The organism is Clostridium estertheticum (genome assembly GCF_018861295.1).
In the GTDB taxonomy this organism is placed as follows: domain Bacteria; phylum Bacillota; class Clostridia; order Clostridiales; family Clostridiaceae; genus Clostridium_AD; species Clostridium_AD estertheticum_D.
Genome location: NZ_JAHLDM010000001.1, coordinates 226,331 through 243,499 on the forward strand (window position 1 = coordinate 226,331; position 17,169 = coordinate 243,499).

At 30.8% G+C, this 17,169-nt stretch carries 17 protein-coding genes and 1 other annotated feature; of the genes, 7 read left to right on the forward strand and 10 right to left on the reverse strand.

All coding sequences use genetic code 11. The annotated features are described in order from the left end of the window. Positions 1-6 precede the first annotated feature (6 nt). Positions 7-696: a metallophosphoesterase gene (locus KPL54_RS00910; RefSeq protein ID WP_216103810.1), complete on the forward strand. Its 690-nt coding sequence runs from the start codon at positions 7-9 to the stop codon at positions 694-696. 173 nt (positions 697-869) lie between these two features. Here KPL54_RS00910 and KPL54_RS00915 read toward each other — a convergent pair whose 3' ends face one another. Then, on the reverse strand, positions 870-1,757 hold the full coding sequence (locus KPL54_RS00915) for a DUF2225 domain-containing protein (protein ID WP_216103811.1): 888 nt from the start codon (positions 1,755-1,757) through the stop codon (positions 870-872). 220 nt (positions 1,758-1,977) lie between these two features. Here KPL54_RS00915 and KPL54_RS00920 point away from each other — a divergent pair, with 220 nt between their 5' ends. Beyond that, complete coding sequence (locus KPL54_RS00920; RefSeq protein ID WP_216103812.1) at positions 1,978-2,769, forward strand: GTP pyrophosphokinase; 792 nt, start codon at positions 1,978-1,980, stop codon at positions 2,767-2,769. 49 nt (positions 2,770-2,818) lie between these two features. On the opposite strand, the gene leuS is transcribed toward KPL54_RS00920, so the two are convergent. The 5 genes from leuS to KPL54_RS00945 form a co-directional block, all read right to left on the reverse strand. After that, positions 2,819-5,281, reverse strand: coding sequence for a leucine--tRNA ligase (gene leuS, locus KPL54_RS00925; RefSeq protein ID WP_216103813.1), 2,463 nt, complete (start codon positions 5,279-5,281; stop codon positions 2,819-2,821). A gap of 120 nt (positions 5,282-5,401) precedes the next feature. Next, positions 5,402-5,618, reverse strand: a binding site (T-box leader). A 95-nt stretch (positions 5,619-5,713) separates the two neighbouring features. Beyond that, positions 5,714-6,217, reverse strand: a complete 504-nt coding sequence (locus KPL54_RS00930) for a hypothetical protein (RefSeq protein ID WP_216103814.1) — start codon at positions 6,215-6,217, stop codon at positions 5,714-5,716. Between the two features lie 25 nt (positions 6,218-6,242). Beyond that, positions 6,243-6,887: a J domain-containing protein gene (locus KPL54_RS00935; protein WP_216103815.1), complete on the reverse strand. Its 645-nt coding sequence runs from the start codon at positions 6,885-6,887 to the stop codon at positions 6,243-6,245. Next, positions 6,871-7,776, reverse strand: a complete 906-nt coding sequence (locus KPL54_RS00940) for a DUF5685 family protein (RefSeq protein WP_216103816.1) — start codon at positions 7,774-7,776, stop codon at positions 6,871-6,873. Before KPL54_RS00940 ends, KPL54_RS00935 begins: the two co-directional genes overlap by 17 nt. Beyond that, positions 7,776-8,324, reverse strand: a complete 549-nt coding sequence (locus KPL54_RS00945; protein ID WP_216103817.1) for a class IV adenylate cyclase — start codon at positions 8,322-8,324, stop codon at positions 7,776-7,778. The genes KPL54_RS00940 and KPL54_RS00945 overlap by 1 nt, the downstream gene beginning before the upstream one ends. A gap of 307 nt (positions 8,325-8,631) precedes the next feature. On the opposite strand from KPL54_RS00945, the gene KPL54_RS00950 reads away from it, so the two are divergent. Next, positions 8,632-9,681 (forward strand): nucleoid-associated protein, encoded by a 1,050-nt coding sequence (locus KPL54_RS00950; RefSeq protein WP_216103818.1) that lies wholly within the window; start codon positions 8,632-8,634, stop codon positions 9,679-9,681. A 282-nt stretch (positions 9,682-9,963) separates the two neighbouring features. Here KPL54_RS00950 and KPL54_RS00955 read toward each other — a convergent pair whose 3' ends face one another. The 3 genes from KPL54_RS00955 to KPL54_RS00965 form a co-directional block, all read right to left on the reverse strand. After that, entirely contained in the window at positions 9,964-10,911 is a 948-nt protein-coding gene (locus KPL54_RS00955; RefSeq protein WP_171295626.1) for a ketose-bisphosphate aldolase, read from the reverse strand. Between the two features lie 126 nt (positions 10,912-11,037). Next, entirely contained in the window at positions 11,038-11,418 is a 381-nt protein-coding gene (locus tag KPL54_RS00960) for a DUF4363 family protein (RefSeq protein WP_216103819.1), read from the reverse strand. Continuing rightward, on the reverse strand, positions 11,415-12,104 hold the full coding sequence (locus tag KPL54_RS00965) for a DUF421 domain-containing protein (protein WP_216103820.1): 690 nt from the start codon (positions 12,102-12,104) through the stop codon (positions 11,415-11,417). The genes KPL54_RS00960 and KPL54_RS00965 overlap by 4 nt, the downstream gene beginning before the upstream one ends. A gap of 126 nt (positions 12,105-12,230) precedes the next feature. Here KPL54_RS00965 and KPL54_RS00970 point away from each other — a divergent pair, with 126 nt between their 5' ends. From KPL54_RS00970 to KPL54_RS00985, 4 genes are all read left to right on the forward strand, one after another. Next, positions 12,231-13,889, forward strand: coding sequence for a nucleoside kinase (locus KPL54_RS00970; protein ID WP_216103821.1), 1,659 nt, complete (start codon positions 12,231-12,233; stop codon positions 13,887-13,889). 563 nt (positions 13,890-14,452) lie between these two features. Then, positions 14,453-15,130, forward strand: coding sequence for an L-serine ammonia-lyase, iron-sulfur-dependent subunit beta (gene sdaAB, locus KPL54_RS00975; RefSeq protein ID WP_216103822.1), 678 nt, complete (start codon positions 14,453-14,455; stop codon positions 15,128-15,130). A gap of 71 nt (positions 15,131-15,201) precedes the next feature. Beyond that, a complete protein-coding gene (sdaAA, locus tag KPL54_RS00980; RefSeq protein WP_216103823.1) occupies positions 15,202-16,077 on the forward strand; it encodes an L-serine ammonia-lyase, iron-sulfur-dependent, subunit alpha in 876 nt (291 codons plus the stop codon). A 59-nt stretch (positions 16,078-16,136) separates the two neighbouring features. Continuing rightward, entirely contained in the window at positions 16,137-16,466 is a 330-nt protein-coding gene (locus KPL54_RS00985) for a hypothetical protein (protein WP_216103824.1), read from the forward strand. A gap of 161 nt (positions 16,467-16,627) precedes the next feature. On the opposite strand, the gene pssA is transcribed toward KPL54_RS00985, so the two are convergent. Continuing rightward, the gene (gene pssA / locus KPL54_RS00990; RefSeq protein ID WP_216103825.1) at positions 16,628-17,140 is read right to left on the reverse strand and encodes a CDP-diacylglycerol--serine O-phosphatidyltransferase; all 513 of its coding nucleotides are present in this window, start codon (positions 17,138-17,140) and stop codon (positions 16,628-16,630) included. Positions 17,141-17,169: the final 29 nt, after the last annotated feature.

The window sequence follows — 17,169 nt, forward strand, 5'->3', positions numbered from 1 at the left end:
TGTATTATGGCGTTGTGGGCAATATCAGATCTTCATTTAGCTATCAATTCGGATAAACCTATGGATATATTTGGAGATAAATGGAGTAATCATCATGTGAAAATAAAAAAAAATTGGATTAACAAAATTTCACCAGAGGATACGGTACTAATTGCAGGAGATATTTCGTGGTCCATGCATATGTCTGAGGGTATGGATGATTTAGATTGGATTCATAAGCTCCCAGGAAGAAAAATACTTATCAAAGGGAATCATGATTATTGGTGGAGTGGTATAACGAAGCTTAATGCTCTCTATGAAGATATGAATTTTATTCAAAACAATTTTTTCAACTATAATGATGTTGCTATATGTGGAACGCGGGGCTGGAATTGTCCGGGGTCAAAACAATTTTCTATTCATGATGAAAAGATATATAATAGAGAGTTAATAAGACTTAGAATTTCATTAGATGCAGCGGTTAAAAGTGGATATAAGAAATTTATTGTAATGCTTCACTATCCACCTACTACTGATAAGTTTGAGGAAACTGAACTTATTAGTATAGTAAAAGAATATAATGTTTCAAAAGTAATTTATGGTCACTTGCATGGGCCATCTTTAAATAGGTTATATGAAGGAAATATAGAGGGCGTTGATTATATAGTGACGTCTTGTGACTACTTAGATTTTGATCCTTTAAAAATATTAGAATAAAATATAAGTTAATGCAATGTGTATAATTAATAGTGATAAATTTATTTATGTGGATAACTTATTAAATAGTAAGAGGCACATAAAGATAAATAACAGGTCAAATAATCACGTTTTAAAATGTGAGTATACTGACTTCTTGTTTATTTTTATGTGCCTTATTATTATTATTATTATTATTTAAATAATTTGGAAAAAAAACTAGATTTTTTGGTATTTTCTAATGGCTCAAAGTTTTCTGTAGAAGATTTATTTGAATTATCAGTATCAGCGAGTAACGCAGCAGCTTCTTCTTTGATTAGGTCTTTCATGTCTCTTGCAAGTTCTTTTAAATTTTGCTTAACATTAGGGGTAGTTATCACATTGCTAAACCAAACTAAAGAATCTTCTGTATGCCCAAGGCGTCTATTTAATTCTCCAATAAGGTACATAGCACTGTATTTATCCATGCCATATATGGGGAATGCTTCGGCGTAGTATGCATCACTAAGGCCTTCTAGAGCTTGGCTTAAAAATACTAGTTCGATTTCTTTAGAGGCCTGCGTATCTAGTAGCCTGTACATCCAGGCAAGCTTCATGCAATTTATTGCTTTCTTACTAGATTTCGCATTTGTTATAACATAATTTAAAAGAGATAACTTATATCTTTCAATAGCAACATGAACATCGTAAACTTCTGGGTACATTCGTCCGTGCCACTTGGTTGATATAGATTTTTGGACTTGATCTATTTCTATACTTCGTATAGTATAGAAATCTGTTTTCATAGCTGCATATCCACAGGAATTACAAAGCCATACATCATAGAAATAAGGATTAATTAATGAGTACCTAATAAAAAAATCACTGTCTTTTTTTATCATTCTATAAGCAGAAGATTTTACTGTTGCAGCCTTGAATACGTGGTTACAAACAGGACAGGTAACTTCTTTATTATATAAAAAAGATTTTTCCTTGTTTTCCTTGTTTTCCTTTACGACTTCAGTTTCTTTGTTATATATGTTAATATGGTCAATATTATCAAATCCCATATTCTCTAGACCGGAAAATATATTTTTATCCATTTAATCACCTCAAAGTTAGATTTAATGTGGTATGATTAGTTATATAACTTACTATATTTTACTTAATAAATTGCTATTATAGTAATTTAGTAGTAAATTAATTATAACAGAAAATTAATATAAATATAATATTAATGTAAAACGTAACCATAAAAAGCTGATATGTTAATTATAAACCTTAAAAGAAAGAAAATGAAATATTATGTAAAGGACTGAGAATATGGCAATAAGAGAGTGGAAAAGATTTCTAATCCCTTATGAACAGGGTGTGGAGGAGTTAAAAGTAAAGTTCAGAAGTATAAGAAGAGAATATAGACGTAAAAATGACTACTCACCTATAGAATTTGTTACAGGGAGAGTAAAAGAGATATCTAGTATCCTTGAGAAAGCTAACAAATTCTCTATTCCTTTGGACAGAATTGAATTTGAGATGGAGGATATAGCTGGAATAAGAATAATGTGCCAATTTGTTGATGATATTGATAAGGTGGTAAATTTAATTCGCAAGCGACGTGATATGAAGATAGTTTATGAAAAAGATTATGTTGCAAATGTAAAAGGTAGTGGATATAGAAGTTATCATATGATTATAAAGTATCCTGTGAACTTAGCTGGTGGTCAAACTGAAATACTTGCAGAATTCCAAATCAGAACACTTGCAATGAATTTTTGGGCTACGGTTGAGCATTCTCTAAATTATAAATATAAGCATGATATTCCAGAGTATATAAGAAAAAAACTTAAAAATGCTGCAGACGCTGCTTTTCAACTAGATGAACAAATGCTAGAAATTAAAGATGAAATTAAGGATGCGCAAAAATTGTTTGAGGTAAAATCTAATTTGGTATCGGATATAATGAATAATATACTTATGTTGTCATCTCTTGGAAAATTAATGGATGCAACTAGGTATAGGGAACAAATAAACAAGTTATTAGAAGAAGGAGAGGTTTTTGAACTTAGTAGTTTACTTCGTGCAACTCAAAAAACTTTAGACATGTATAAGGCATAATCAAAAGGGGAGTAGAACATTTTAAATGAAATGTTCTACTCCCCTTTTTTTAAGAAACTACTATATTAACTAGTCTTCCTTTGATTACAATAACCTTGCGCACAGTTTTACCTTCAAGGGCAGCAATGAATGTTTCATCATTTAAAGCGGCTTGTTTTATACTTTCTTCACCTAAACCTTGAGCTATAGTTATTCTAGATTTAATCTTGCCATTTATTTGAATGGCGATCTCTACTTCGTCTTTAATAAGAGCATTCTCATCAAAGATAGGCCAGCTTTGATTAAATACAGAGTAATCCATGCCTAATGTTTCCCACTTCTCTTCTGAAAAGTGAGGAGCAAAGGGAGCTAAAAGTTTAATATAATCTATAAGCACTTCTTTTAAGAATTTACTGTTTATGGTTTCGTAATTAACATATTTTGATACAGCATTTGTAAGTTCCATAAGTCTTGCAATTGAAGTATTAAATTGAAGTTTCTCAGTATCTTCGGTAATGCCTTTTATTGCGAAATTTCTCCAATAGTTTAATTCTTTCTCATTAACACCAATAGAAGTTACGCTATTGGTTCTTTTTAAAATTTCGTCACTTCCGGTGTCTACAGCTCTTTCTATTCTATCAACAAATCTTGATATAGCTTTTATACCATCATCACTCCAAGCACCACCCTCAGTATAGCCAAAACCAAACATTAGGTACATTCTAAACACATCTGCTCCAAATTCTTTTATGTACTTGTCTGGTGAGATTGTGTTCCCTTTGGATTTACTCATCTTTAGTCCATCTTCTCCGAGTATTAAACCTTGGTGAGTAAGAGATAAGAATGGTTCATCAAAGTTTAAATATCCCATATCTCGAAGAGCTTTTGTGATAAACCTTGCATATAGTAGATGCATACATGCATGTTCAGGACCTCCTACATACTTGTCTACAGGTAACATTTTGTTTATTAAGTCTGTATCAAAAGCCTTTTCACTATTTTTATTATCTGCATATCTTAAATAATAGAAAGAAGAACAAACGAATGTATCTAAGGTATCAGCTTCTCTATGAGCCGGGCCTCCGCAAACAGGACAAGTTACATTAATAAACTCCTCACATTTAGCTAAAGGTGATTCTCCGTTTGGTGTAAATTCTACATCATAAGGTAACTCTACTGGTAGCTGAGCCTCAGGTACAGGAACAGTTCCACATTTGTCACAGTGAATTATTGGAATAGGTGAGCCCCAGTATCGTTGCCTTGAAACTAACCAATCACGAAGTCTAAAGTTTACTTTACCGGAACCTAAGTTCATGGTTTCCAATTTCTTAACGATTGCTTCTTTTGCATCATTTGTAGATAAACCATTAAATTCTTCACTATTTATAATTTTACCATGTTCAGTATAAGGAAGTTTTTCATCGTCTTCATTCTTGCTTTTAAAACCAACAATTACTCTTTCAATAGGTAAATTGTATTTAGTAGCAAAGGCAAAATCTCTATCATCATGAGCTGGAACAGCCATAACGCAACCAGTTCCATAAGTGTTTAGAACGTAGTCTGCAATCCAAATAGGAACTTTGCGTCCATTTATAGGATTTATAGCATAAGAACCTGTAAATACACCGGTTTTATCTCTTGTAATAGACTGCCTTTCTATATCGGTTTGTTTCCTGGCATCATATTTATAAGATTCAACAGAATCCTTGTATTCATCTTTAGTAAGAATGTCAACAAGATCATTTTCAGGGGCTATAACTACATATGAAACTCCATATAGAGTGTCTACCCTTGTTGTAAATACACTAAAGTCTACATCAGAATCTGATACCTTAAAAGTAACATCGGCACCAGTAGATTTACCTATCCAATGCCTTTGCATTGCTTTAGTTTTTTCTGGCCAATCTAAAGTGTCAAGCATTTCTAGTAGTTCTTCAGCGTAGTCAGTAATTTTTAAAAACCACTGAGTTAAATTCTTTTTAGTAACTTCAGTGCCACATCTCTCGCAAGAACCATCTGCGAGTACTTGTTCATTTGCAAGAACTGTATTACAACTAGGGCACCAATTTACTGGGGCTTTTTTTCTATAAGCAAGGCCTTTCTCGAATAATTTTAAGAATAACCATTGAGTCCACTTATAATAATCAGGTCTACAAGTTACAACTTCGTGATCCCAATTAAACATAGCTCCCATAGCTTTTAATTGTTTTTTCATATTAATAATATTTTGCTCAGTAGAATCTTTTGGATGAACACCTGTTTTTATTGCGTAGTTTTCGGCAGGTAGCCCAAAAGCGTCAAAACCCATTGGTTGAAATACATTATATCCTTGCATTCTTTTCATTCTAGCCCAAGTATCTACGGGGCCATAGTTAAACCAATGTCCAGCATGTAATTGGCTTCCAGATGGGTAAGAGAACATTTCAAGTACATATAATTTTCTTTCAATATTATTCTCATCAAATTTGTATAGATCTGTGTCTTCCCATTTTTGTTGCCATTTTTCATCTATGCCTGTATTATATTTTGCCATTAATATTCCTCCTTGTAATCTTTTAATCTTAAATATGATTAATTATTTTATATATATAGATTCTCATGGCTTAGTGTAAAAATATGTATAATTATAAAATAAAAAAAACTTCCATCTCAAAAAAGAGACGAAAGTAATATTCCGCGGTACCACTCTAGTTAGGTTTTACACCTCACTTGCAAATATAACGGTTTTAACCGTACTTGTTTTTACAAGTAGGCTTTTACTTACAATGTAAGTCATAGGTAAGTTCATATTTTATCATTACTGCTTTACAGCTAACAGCAGCTCTCTAAAAAATGATATAAATACTAATACTCCTAATAAAGCTATTTATTATATTAGTGTTTGTTTATTGCTAGATTATTATCCATTATAATTTAAATAAAATTTTGTGTCAATACCATAAGTTCATAAGTACTTATGGTATTTTTATTTGAATTTCTTTAAGAGGTTTTTATTAGCATAAGAAATAAAAGCAGTAAGTGCATAATCATAGACTACAAAGCCAACCTCCACAATAATAAGGAGCAGATAAACATTTATATTTATATTTGGGATTTTTAGGAACAACATTTTATATATAAATACGATTATACCGGAGGTTATATTAAAATACAATAACTTTAGTATAATTTCTATAGGAATATTTCTTAGCTTTTCTACATAATATTTTACAAAACCATAGGAACCAAAAATCAATATATAGCTCAGGCCTATAAGCTTTGATGGTATAATAAATAAACTAAGTAAGGAAACAGCACCGTAGACTACAACAGTATTCTTTACTCCAGTAAGCATAATGGAAAGAGGAATAATGCAAGAAGCTATACATAGTACAGATAATCTGTTTGTAGGTATAACGGAAGATATATATAGTAATATCAAACTAAGTGCTGCGAATATTCCACCTTTAGCAATATGGTTAGATTTCATAAAATCATCTCCTAAATTAATAGACTTAGCAACACGAAATAAGATCTCCGCCGAAACATTCACAAATGGTATCTGCGCACCAGAGGTTAAGGCACATGTTACCCATACCGCCGGAATTGTTATTTGTCCTACCATAATAGTTATTTCTATAATTTGAAGATTGATTATTTAGTTGATTAAAACTTTGTCTGTATTCAACATTATTAGGTTCTTGAGTGCAGGCGCGATTAATAAAAGTATAAGCACTATCATGCCAACCTTTTTTTAGGTGAACTGTTCCCATTAAAAAATTCCACTCAGCAGTTTTTGTGTTCATGGAGCCTAATTTTTGCTCAGCAGAGGGGATGTTCCCACTATTTATATCCATTCTTATAGATTGATATATATTGTTATTATTGTAGTCATTATTTGAACTTGAACCATTATTAGAAGAACTATTATTGGAACTATAATTGTTAGAAGAACTGTTATTATTAGAAGATCCATTGCCTTTCATAAGTGTATCATAAGCTTCATTTAATTCTCTCATTTTAACTTCAGCCAAATCTTTTAATGGATTGTTACCATATTGATCAGGATGATACTTTTTTGCTAGTTCTCTATAAGCTTTTTTAATATCTTCTTTAGAGGTTCCTTCTTTTACACCAAGTACTTCATAGGGATTTGCCATTTTTATCTTCCACTCCTTTTAAATTATCAATAGTTTCATTCGTAAATACTTTATCCATCTTTTCCATGAGTCCTAGTTCTAGTATATTACATAATATATCTTCATTTTTAATTAAAGGCAAATTATTCAAATGTTTTAAACATAAAGAGGCACATGTAGCTAATATAAAATCAATTCTTGGTTTAATTAATAGAGAAAAACTTTTAAAATCCAGATTGTCTGTATTAAGTAATGAATTTATAGCATTGAAAGAATTACTTTTTATATCCTTTTCTAAATCATCATAAGCATCTATAATATATATCCATTTGCCTAAATTATACCCAAGCCAGTATAAATCATCTTTAAAAGAGGATTCTTTATAATAAAACGATATTATAAAACCTGTAAGATCAGCAAAGACATGTGATAATTCATCTATACCTATATCATTATGATTTGCCTCTAGAGTGTTTAGAAGTAATAGTTTGTCTTTTGTATACTCCATTACATCAGTATATGATAATTCTGCCTTTGGTAAATAGGTTTTTAAAAATATCGAATAAATTCTGCTCTTCATTGTTTTATTATCTTGGACATCATCCATTAGCTTATAATAAGCTAATGTAACATTGCAAAAAGCAGCGTAATCTAAAGCTTTATTATTATTTATCATAAGTCTTTTTTTTAATGGGTGTATTAAACATTTAAATTTAACGAAATTATATTTACTTTCTGATAAGGAATCCAAAAGTACTGCTAAAAATGTCATGTCAAAATTTAGAGTAAGTCTTGGAAGATTACCAAAATCATTTTTTATGGAATTACATAGACCACAATAATAAGCTTTGAATATCTCGTAGTCTTTTATCTTCATTTCCATTTTACATGGAGTTACATATCCAAACATTATAGCTTTTCCATTGATTTTTTGGCTTTTAATATTTCATAAATGCTTTTAGAGGTAGTATCTTCTAAACTGTAACCAAGTAATCTTACAACTTCTTCAATCTCAGGTTCTGATGCACTTTCAATTTCTATATAAGGAAAAGGACAAAAATCCTTCTCATTTATGTCGATTTCTATAAGAGTATTTTTATATTTATAGCTTTCTCTATATTTTTTAATAGACTGCATAAGCTCGAGGCCTAAGGCTTCAAATATTCCCCTCGCTGCAATTTCATCTTTAATTTCAGATTCATGCTCATCCATAATTTTATATTTTTCTTGGCTTATAAGTTTTTTTGTGGTGATATAGTGAATAGTTGAATTTTTTAAATTATCTTTAACTGTACGTATTCTTGCATAGCCTTTACCGAGTAGTAGTCTTTTATCCGAGAAATCATAAATATTATTTATTTGATCTTCTTGTTTTACTTTTATGCAATTTAAACTTAATAATTTTTCGCGAATTTTCTTAACATCAATGTCTATAATTCTAAGCTCTATTTCTTTCAAAATAATCCTCCTTGATACTTTAGGGTATATAATGATCAATAAATTAATTAACCATTAATTGTGATTATATCATAAGTTAAATAAAGTAACATTAATAATTCATTAAAATTATCAATTTTGATAGCAATATATGACTTTGTTATAATCATAAATACATAGTATAATAGTTAAGCACATTCAAATAAGTAAACTCATCTCTTTCAGAACTGTTAAATCATCTCTTGAGAGATGTTACAGTCCCTCAGGAGATGATTTAACTTGTGAATTATTTTCATGTGCCTTAGATAATTATTAAGGTGGTGTTTTTTTGGAGTATATAAAAGAAGTTAATATAAATGAGGCTATTATTCATGTTTTAGATAACAATGCAGATGAACCTATCTTGAACGAATATGCATTAGATTTAGATGAGGAAAAATATAATTTTATACTTAAACATATTCAAAAATGCTTAAAAGATGAAGACTTAAAATATGGGGTATTTTCTCCTGAGTCAAATATAGTAAAAGATTTATCTCAAGAATATTTAAATGGTGAGAATAACATACTCGCTGTTTCAAAGGAACTAGCAAAACAAATGTTTGTTTTAATGAGATCTAAGGGGAGTATTCCTTCTTGTGATTTAATAGTAGTATCTTTTACTACGGAGTTTGGTCCAGTACTTGCTATATTTAAAATGGATTATATAAAAAACTATGTTCATACTATTGAGTTTCTGGATGAAAAATTAGGAATTGATATAGTGCCACAGTTTACGGGTCTACCTGGTAGTTCTCAAAGGATACAAAAATGCGCTTTTATAAAACCAATTAGAGATGAAAATAGTTTTGATTTAATGGTTATTGATAAAAGGAGCAAAACCAAGGAATCAAATAATGAGAACCAAGAGAATGACTCAAACTATTTTATTAATAATTATTTAGGTTGCACGATTGTTGACAATGAAAGAGATGTCACTAAAAGTTTTGTAAAGGCAGTTGAAAAATTCACCCAGAATACTTTCGCAGAAAATGCAGATGAAGCAGAAGTTGTTAGAAGTACTATAAAAAGAAAACTTAGAGAAGAAGATAATATTGATGTTAAAGAATTGTCGCAGCAGATATTTCCTGAAAATAATGAAAATAAGGAGAAATTTGTTGAGTTTATAGCACAGCAAGGAATTTGTGAAAATATTAGTCTTGATAAAGAATGGATAGATAAAAAATTAAAAAGAGTAAGACTCAAGATTGATAAGGATATAGATTTATATGTAAATGAAGAAACATATCATGATGATAGTCGCTTTGAAATACAAAGAAATGGTGATGGAACAATTAATATGGTTATCAAACATGTAAGTAATTACGTTGAAAAATAAAGAGAAAAAGTATATTTCACTAGTAATGCAGTCACTTCGCTAAGAACTACTAATTATATTTTTAATTAATCTGCTAAAAAGCATAAACTCGCTGTGCTCAAACATATGCTTTTCTTAACGCATCTTAATTAAAAATATAATAAGAAGTTCTAAAGCTCGCTTCAATGCATTATACGTAATATATACTTTTTTTTGGCGTAAGAAATTTAATGCAAAATAAACCCAAAAGACCCACAGCATATTATACTGTGGGTCTTTTGAATTTAATAATTAAGATCTAAATTACTTAGATGAGTTAGAAGATCCTAAAACATTAGTAATTTTACCTTCAACTAATTTAGTTATGTTAGTTCTTGCTTCTCCTAAATATTTTCTAGGATCTATTTCGCCAAGGTTTTTTGTAAGTACTTTTCTTATTGAACCAGTCATTGCAAGTCTTAAATCAGTATCCATGTTTATTTTACAAACAGACATAGAAGCTGCTTTTCTAAGCATTTCTAGTGGGATTCCTTTTGCACCCTTCATTTCTCCACCAAATTCATTGATCATAGTAACATATTCTTGATCTACAGCAGATGCACCATGAAGAACTATTGGAAAATTATGAAGACCAGCTTCTTCTAATTTTTTTGTGATTAAAGTTAATCTTTCAAAATCAAGTTTAGGTTCACCTTTGAATTTATATGCACCATGGCTTGTTCCTATAGCTATAGCTAAAGAATCTATACCAGTTCTTGTTACATAATCTACTGCTTGTTCTGGATCAGTATATGTTGCATCTGCTGCTGAAACACTAACAGCATCTTCAACTCCAGCAAGTTTACCAAGCTCAGCTTCAACTACAACACCTTTAGAATGAGCAAAATCAACTACTTCTTTAGTTGTTCTTACATTTTCTTCATAATCAAAATGAGAACCATCATACATTACTGAAGTAAATCCAGAAGCTATTGCAAGCTTACATTGTGCCAAATCTGAACCGTGATCTAAGTGAAGAGCTATATCAAGACCAGTGTCTTCTATAGCAGCCTCTACCATTTTTCTAAGGTAAGTTGGTCTTGCATATTTCATTGCGCCGCCTGATACTTGAAGTATAACAGCTGACTTGTGAATCGCACAAGCGTCGATAACTCCTTGAATTATTTCCATGTTATTGATGTTAAAAGCACCAATTGCGTAATTTCCTTCTATTGCCTTTTCAAACATTTTAGTAGTAGTAACTAAAGCCATATTAATTCCACCTTTCAAATTTTGTAGGGACATTTATTGTCCCTGCGGGACTTTTTATGATTCATTATAATTATAAGCTATAAATGGAGTATTTTCTACCCTTTTACTATAAATGATATCTATAAATTAAAAAATATTGCTTATAGATACTTTTTCATGGGACATTATATGATCAACAAGATATTTCATAACATGAACAGTGGCTAATCCTTCTGACTTATCTTTAATTTTTATATATTGAGTTAATTTTAGAATCTCGCTATCTATATTATCTAAGTCTTCATGGTGTGCATATATAGTTAAAAGTTTAGAAGTTTTCTTCCACTCAGCTATGTAATCTAGTGATAATTTGTATGCTTCTTGATACTTTTCTTTAATTATATAGCTCTCAAGAGTGCAATTTAAATCTTGTAACTTGCTACATTTGACATTTATAATATTTACAGATAAAAATATTCCTACCATCATTATAACGAACAAGCTAAAAGCTATCAAAACATTTTTCATTTTTTATTAACTTTCCCTTCTTTAAGTTGATAATAAAACTTATTTTTAGAGTCAAGCAGGCCTATGAAGAGATCACTTGCATAGGAAATTTTATTTCTTTTTAATATATTTTTTAGCCAAATTTCATCTTTTTCTAAAAGTTTTAAATTCTTATAATTAATGATGCCATCCATAATCAAAGGTATAGGTAAAGACTCTTGAGTTATAGTTATATTTAAATCATCTTTTGTAGCAGTAGATTGACCGGTTTTTGGTAATATAGACAATGCACCACTAGTCTCCAAAATAGCATATTGGATATCGGATAAATTAAAATATCCTTTTAATCTAAGTTCTTCTAGCAAATCATTAATATTAAATCTTTGATATCTTAGTTCTTTGATATCTATTTTGCCGTCTCTTATTAATATGCTGGGGGTACCTGTTAACAGTTTCCTAGCCTTTTCACTTTTTAGCTCAATATAAGATGAAGCTACTTGTAGAAATAGCAAAGTAATTATTGGTATAATGGCATGTAAAAGTGGTATTCTTATATCTTCCATTGGAAAGGTTGCAAGATCGGAAATCATTAAAGCAATTACTAGTTCAAAGGGTTCAAGCTGACCTATTTGTTTTTTACCCATCATCCTCATAATAAATATTATTGAAAAGTATAAGAAAAAAGTTCTGATTACTAAAACAAGCACAATATCACCTCTTTACTATATAATGTATATGGTTTGTTAAATCACGAAAATTATAAGGGGTAAATGATACATTTTTTTAAAATTACAGTATAATAGTACTAATAACTAAAAATAGGGGATGGGCAAATGGGCAGTTTCGATATAGTGCTTAAGGATGGTAGAAACGTAGTAGCCAAAGTGGGAACTACGTTAAATGATATTATTAAAGAAAATAATTTAAAAAATGATTTACCAGTAGTTCTAGGTAAAATTAATAATAAAATTTATGAACTAGGAACAACTATTATGAATGAGGGTAATTTTGAAACTGTGGATATTGCTAGCAGAATAGGAATGACGACCTACGTTAGGACTCTTCAATTTGTATTGATAAAAGCAATTTCAGAATTATTTCCAAGAGCTAATATTTCTATTGAACATTCTCTAAGTAAAGGGTTGTTCGGAGAAATAGATAAGACGCAAGCACTTGATATTGATGATATATATGACATAAAAAATAGAATGAGTGAAATAATAAAAGCAGATACTCCTATAAGAAAAATAACGTTTTCCAAAGAGAGGGCAGTTGAGATATTTACACAGTATAATATGCAAGATAAAGTAAAGCTTTTAAAATATGTTAACTCAAAGGAAATAAAACTTTATGAATTAAATGGAAGATATGATTATTTTTATGGACCTATGGCTTATTCAACAGGGATATTAAAAACATTTGATTTGATGTATTATGAGCCAGGTTTTATACTAAGATATCCGACTATTGATAACCCAGACAGACTTCCTAAGTTTAACAAACAAGAAAAATTAGCTAAAGTGTTTTATGAAGCAGCGCAATGGGGAGAAATACTAGGGGTTGGAAGCGTCGGTGCACTAAATGATGAAGTGGTAAATGGTGACATTGTTAATTTAATCAGGGTGGCTGAGGCGCTCCATGAAAAGAAAATCGCATATATTGCGGATATGATTCATAAGAGGAGATTAGCTAAACTAGTGCTTATAGCGGGACCATCGTCTTCAGGGAAAACCACTTTTTCAAAGAGGTTAGGTGTTCAATTAACTGTAAATGGATTGATACCAATATTTATTTCGTTAGATGATTATTTTTTTGATAGGGAAATTACCCCGAGAGATGAAAATGGTGATTATGATTTTGAATCTATATATGCTTTGGATTTGAAACTTTTTAACAAGGATTTAGAATTACTACTTTCTGGCGTGGAAATCGAAATACCAAGTTTTAATTTTAAAACAGGAAAGAGGGAATGGGTTAATAATAAAATTGTAATGCCTAAAAATGGGATTGTTATTGTAGAAGGAATACATGGATTAAATGAAATATTGACCTCATCGATACCAAAAGAGAGAAAGTTTAAAATATATATAAGTCCTTTAACGCAACTAAATGTAGATGATCACAATAGAATTTCCACAACAGAGGTAAGAATGATTAGGAGAATAGTTAGAGATTATTTATCTAGGGGATATGGCGCCGAAGATACTCTTAAAATGTGGCCTTCTATAAAACGTGGAGAAGAAAAAAATATTTTTGTATTTCAAGAGCAGGCAGATGTAATGTTTAACTCTAGTTCAGTCTATGAGCTTTGTGTGCTTAAGAAATTTGCATTAGAAGAGCTTAATAAATTGGGAGAAGATAGCCCAGTATATTATGAAGCAAGTAAATTAAGAAGTTTTTTAAATTTCTTTAAAGATGTAGACAAAGACTTGGTTCCAGATAATTCAATAATAAGAGAATTCACTGGTGGAAGTTGTTTTTATCAATACTGATGAAATCTAACTACTTTGAGTATCACATAAAGATTCATCATATAGGCTGTTCTGATAGTGGAGCGTTCGTTAACAGATTCTAAGTTTATTCCATGAAAAATGTCTTAGCGCACTTATTCGACGTCCTGTCTCAGAAGTGCTAGCAACCCGTCCTGGGTTGCTTACAGAAATTTTTCATTACATAAACTAAGAGTCTGTAAAACTCACTATATACTATCTGTCACACTCCTACATGATTTCACCTTTATGAGAATTATTTAGACTTAGAATAATGTATTAATGTGAAAAAATATCAAGTTTCTCTGAAGTGATTTGCAACACGAGATGAAAAAACAATTGAAATGCCATTTAGTAATTCTTGTTTTGCAAATGTTAAATTATCGTGAGCCTGACAGGAAGTCAGGCTAGTGAACCCGAGACAGGACGTCGAGTGTGAGCGATAGAGAATTTATCATGAGCAAAACATTAGAATTTCTTAATGACATTCATGTTTCGAGTTCGTTTGCAATGCACGGTGGAGAAATTTTGATGCATGATATTTAGAGACGATAAAGGAGGACAAAATGAAAAATTATAGTGCTTTTGATATATTAGGTCCAATTATGATTGGGCCATCAAGTTCTCATACAGCTGGTGCGGCGAGGCTTGCTAAGGTTGCTTCTATTATTGCGGGTAAGAACATAATGTCAGTCCAATTTGTGCTTCATGGGTCTTTTGCTAAAACATATAAAGGTCATGGGACAGACAAAGCATTAATTGCAGGGATCTTAGGGATGGATCCTTGGGATGATAGACTTAAGGACTCAATGAATATAGCTAAAGAGGAAGGACTAAACGTTGAGTTTGCTTTCGCAGATTTGGGTGATGTTCATCCCAATACTGTAAAGTTTGTTATAACGAAAAAAAGTGGTAGAGTTATCGAAATTATTGGCTCCTCTGTTGGAGGAGGAAATATTTTAATATTTAGTGTTGATGGAGAAGCAGTTGAGTTTACAGGTAATTATCCAACAATTATAGTTAGGCATAAAGATATTCCAGGTATGATTTCAAAAGTAAGTACTATATTATATGAGGGAAATGTTAATATTGCATTTATGAATGTATATAGAAATAGTAGAGGATTAAACGCCACTATGGTTTTTGAAACAGATACTATAGTGGGTAAAGATGTTCTAAACAGAATTAAGGGTATGGGCAATATATATAACATAAGAGAAATTGCACCATTGGTAGAGTCGTAATAAAAGTAGAGATATTAGAGAACAATTAAGAGTAAGATGATTAACTAAAGATATTACAAGGGGGAAAAATTGTGTTCGTAAACAAAGGAGTAGAGCTTCTAAATATATGTAAGGAAAAGAATATACCAATTTGGGAATATACTATAATGTGTGAAATGGATGAGAGTGGGCTTTCGCGAAGCCAAATTGTTGAAAGGATGAGAAAAAATTTAAATACTATGAGAGAAGCGGCAGAATATGGGCTCACAAACGAAACTAGGTCAATAAGTGGGTTAATAGGAGGCGATGCAATTAAACTAAACAGGTATGCACAGGCTAAAAACACATTAACAGGTGAATTTATGATAAAAGCAATGGCAAGAGCTGTTTCTTGCTCAGAAGTAAATGCAACTATGGGTAAAATAGTTGCAGCACCTACAGCGGGATCTTGTGGGATAATTCCAGCTGTAGTTATTACTGCGGGTGAAAAGTTAAATAAAACTGAAGAGGACCTAATTAATGCACTATTTACATCGGCTGGGATAGGTATTATAATTGCTAAAAATGCTACATTATCAGGAGCTGAAGGTGGATGTCAGGCTGAATGTGGTTCGGCTTCTGCAATGGGCGCGGCTGCGGTAGTTGAAATGATGGGTGGAACCCCTGCTATGGCAATGGATGCAGCAGCTATTGTGATAAAAAACATACTAGGGCTAGTATGTGACCCTGTTGCAGGTTTGGTTGAGGTACCTTGTGCTAAACGAAATATAGCTGGGGCAGTAAGTGCTTTAACTACTGCAGACCTTGTCATGAGTGGAGTTACAAGTCGAATACCTTTTGATGATACAGTAATTGCAATGTATAAGGTAGGTAAGCAATTGCCTTGCGAATTAAGAGAGACTGCTATGGGTGGACTTGCAACTACACTTACAGGGCTAAAACTTGCAAAAGAAATCTTATCAAAATAAAAAAGTATATAACATAATTTAATTTATACAATAATATAATTAAACTAAAAGGTGATTATTTGGCACATAGAAGAGTAGTTCAGAATTATTACAATGATATAAATAATCTGTCAGATGTTTTAACTAAACTAGTTAATTCATATCGTTTATTAATAGGCGGAGCAAATGAATTAAATGGAATTGCATTATCTAAAAAAAGTGACATTAAGGATGCACTTAAAAGAGCGGATGAAGTAGGAAATATTATAGACGAGACAATAAAGGTGTTAGATGATGCAAGTTATAGTTATATGTCTTATTGCAAAATGAAAACCGAAATTATGAAAAGCAAGCTTCAAATAGAGTATATAGAAACAGAAATTGATGAGGACTTAAGGTTAAAAGATTAAGTTATTTCATTTTACGTGAATTAGAAAAATATTAGAAATATTAATTTGGTACCTATTGGCTAAAGGCATAAAAAAATGTATTTAGCTAATAGGTATTTTTGTATGATCTTTGTTAATAACAGAGATATAGAATGATTTTTATATTATAATTCAAATCTTTGTCACCTTTTTTTAATTTGAAATTTACTTACCATAAGGTAAGCGAGTATAAACATTATAATAATAGTAAGTGGGAAGTTATGAGGCGAGTTTAAAGTAATTAGAGCATAAAGTGCTACTAGTATTCCGGCTAAAGTAATAGGAATACCTGTATAAACATTATTAAATGTAGAGTTATTATATCTTGCTAGTCTATAGGCACCAGCTACAGGGTATACTAAAAAACAAACATAACCTAAATTTCCAAGCGAGATGAAATCATATAAATTAAATATTAATACAGCAGGTGCAACTCCAAAAGAAACTAGATCTGCTAATGAATCTAGTTCTTTTCCAAGTTCACTAGATACTTTTAAAAGTCGTGCTACTTGTCCATCATATCTGTCCATAAGAGCAGCTAATAATATAAAAATCACAGATAACTTGTAATTAGCTTGAAATGTCATTAATAAAGATAACAAACCAAAAACTAAATTTCCAAAGGTAAGAATATTTGGTATAAAAGATTTTTCCACTAAACACCACTCCCTAAATAATAAAATTG

Bases quoted from the DNA above. Each gene is read 5' to 3' on its own strand.
- KPL54_RS00910 (WP_216103810.1), top strand. From the start codon at position 7: ATGGCGTTGTGGGCAATATCAGATCTTCATTTAGCTATCAATTCGGAT.
- KPL54_RS00915 (WP_216103811.1), bottom strand. From the start codon at position 1,757: ATGGATAAAAATATATTTTCCGGTCTAGAGAATATGGGATTTGATAAT.
- KPL54_RS00920 (WP_216103812.1), top strand. From the start codon at position 1,978: ATGGCAATAAGAGAGTGGAAAAGATTTCTAATCCCTTATGAACAGGGT.
- leuS (WP_216103813.1), bottom strand. From the start codon at position 5,281: ATGGCAAAATATAATACAGGCATAGATGAAAAATGGCAACAAAAATGG.
- KPL54_RS00930 (WP_216103814.1), bottom strand. From the start codon at position 6,217: ATGAAATCTAACCATATTGCTAAAGGTGGAATATTCGCAGCACTTAGT.
- KPL54_RS00935 (WP_216103815.1), bottom strand. From the start codon at position 6,887: ATGGCAAATCCCTATGAAGTACTTGGTGTAAAAGAAGGAACCTCTAAA.
- KPL54_RS00940 (WP_216103816.1), bottom strand. From the start codon at position 7,776: ATGTTTGGATATGTAACTCCATGTAAAATGGAAATGAAGATAAAAGAC.
- KPL54_RS00955 (WP_171295626.1), bottom strand. From the start codon at position 10,911: ATGGCTTTAGTTACTACTACTAAAATGTTTGAAAAGGCAATAGAAGGA.
- KPL54_RS00960 (WP_216103819.1), bottom strand. From the start codon at position 11,418: ATGAAAAATGTTTTGATAGCTTTTAGCTTGTTCGTTATAATGATGGTA.
- KPL54_RS00970 (WP_216103821.1), top strand. From the start codon at position 12,231: ATGGGCAGTTTCGATATAGTGCTTAAGGATGGTAGAAACGTAGTAGCC.
- sdaAB (WP_216103822.1), top strand. From the start codon at position 14,453: ATGAAAAATTATAGTGCTTTTGATATATTAGGTCCAATTATGATTGGG.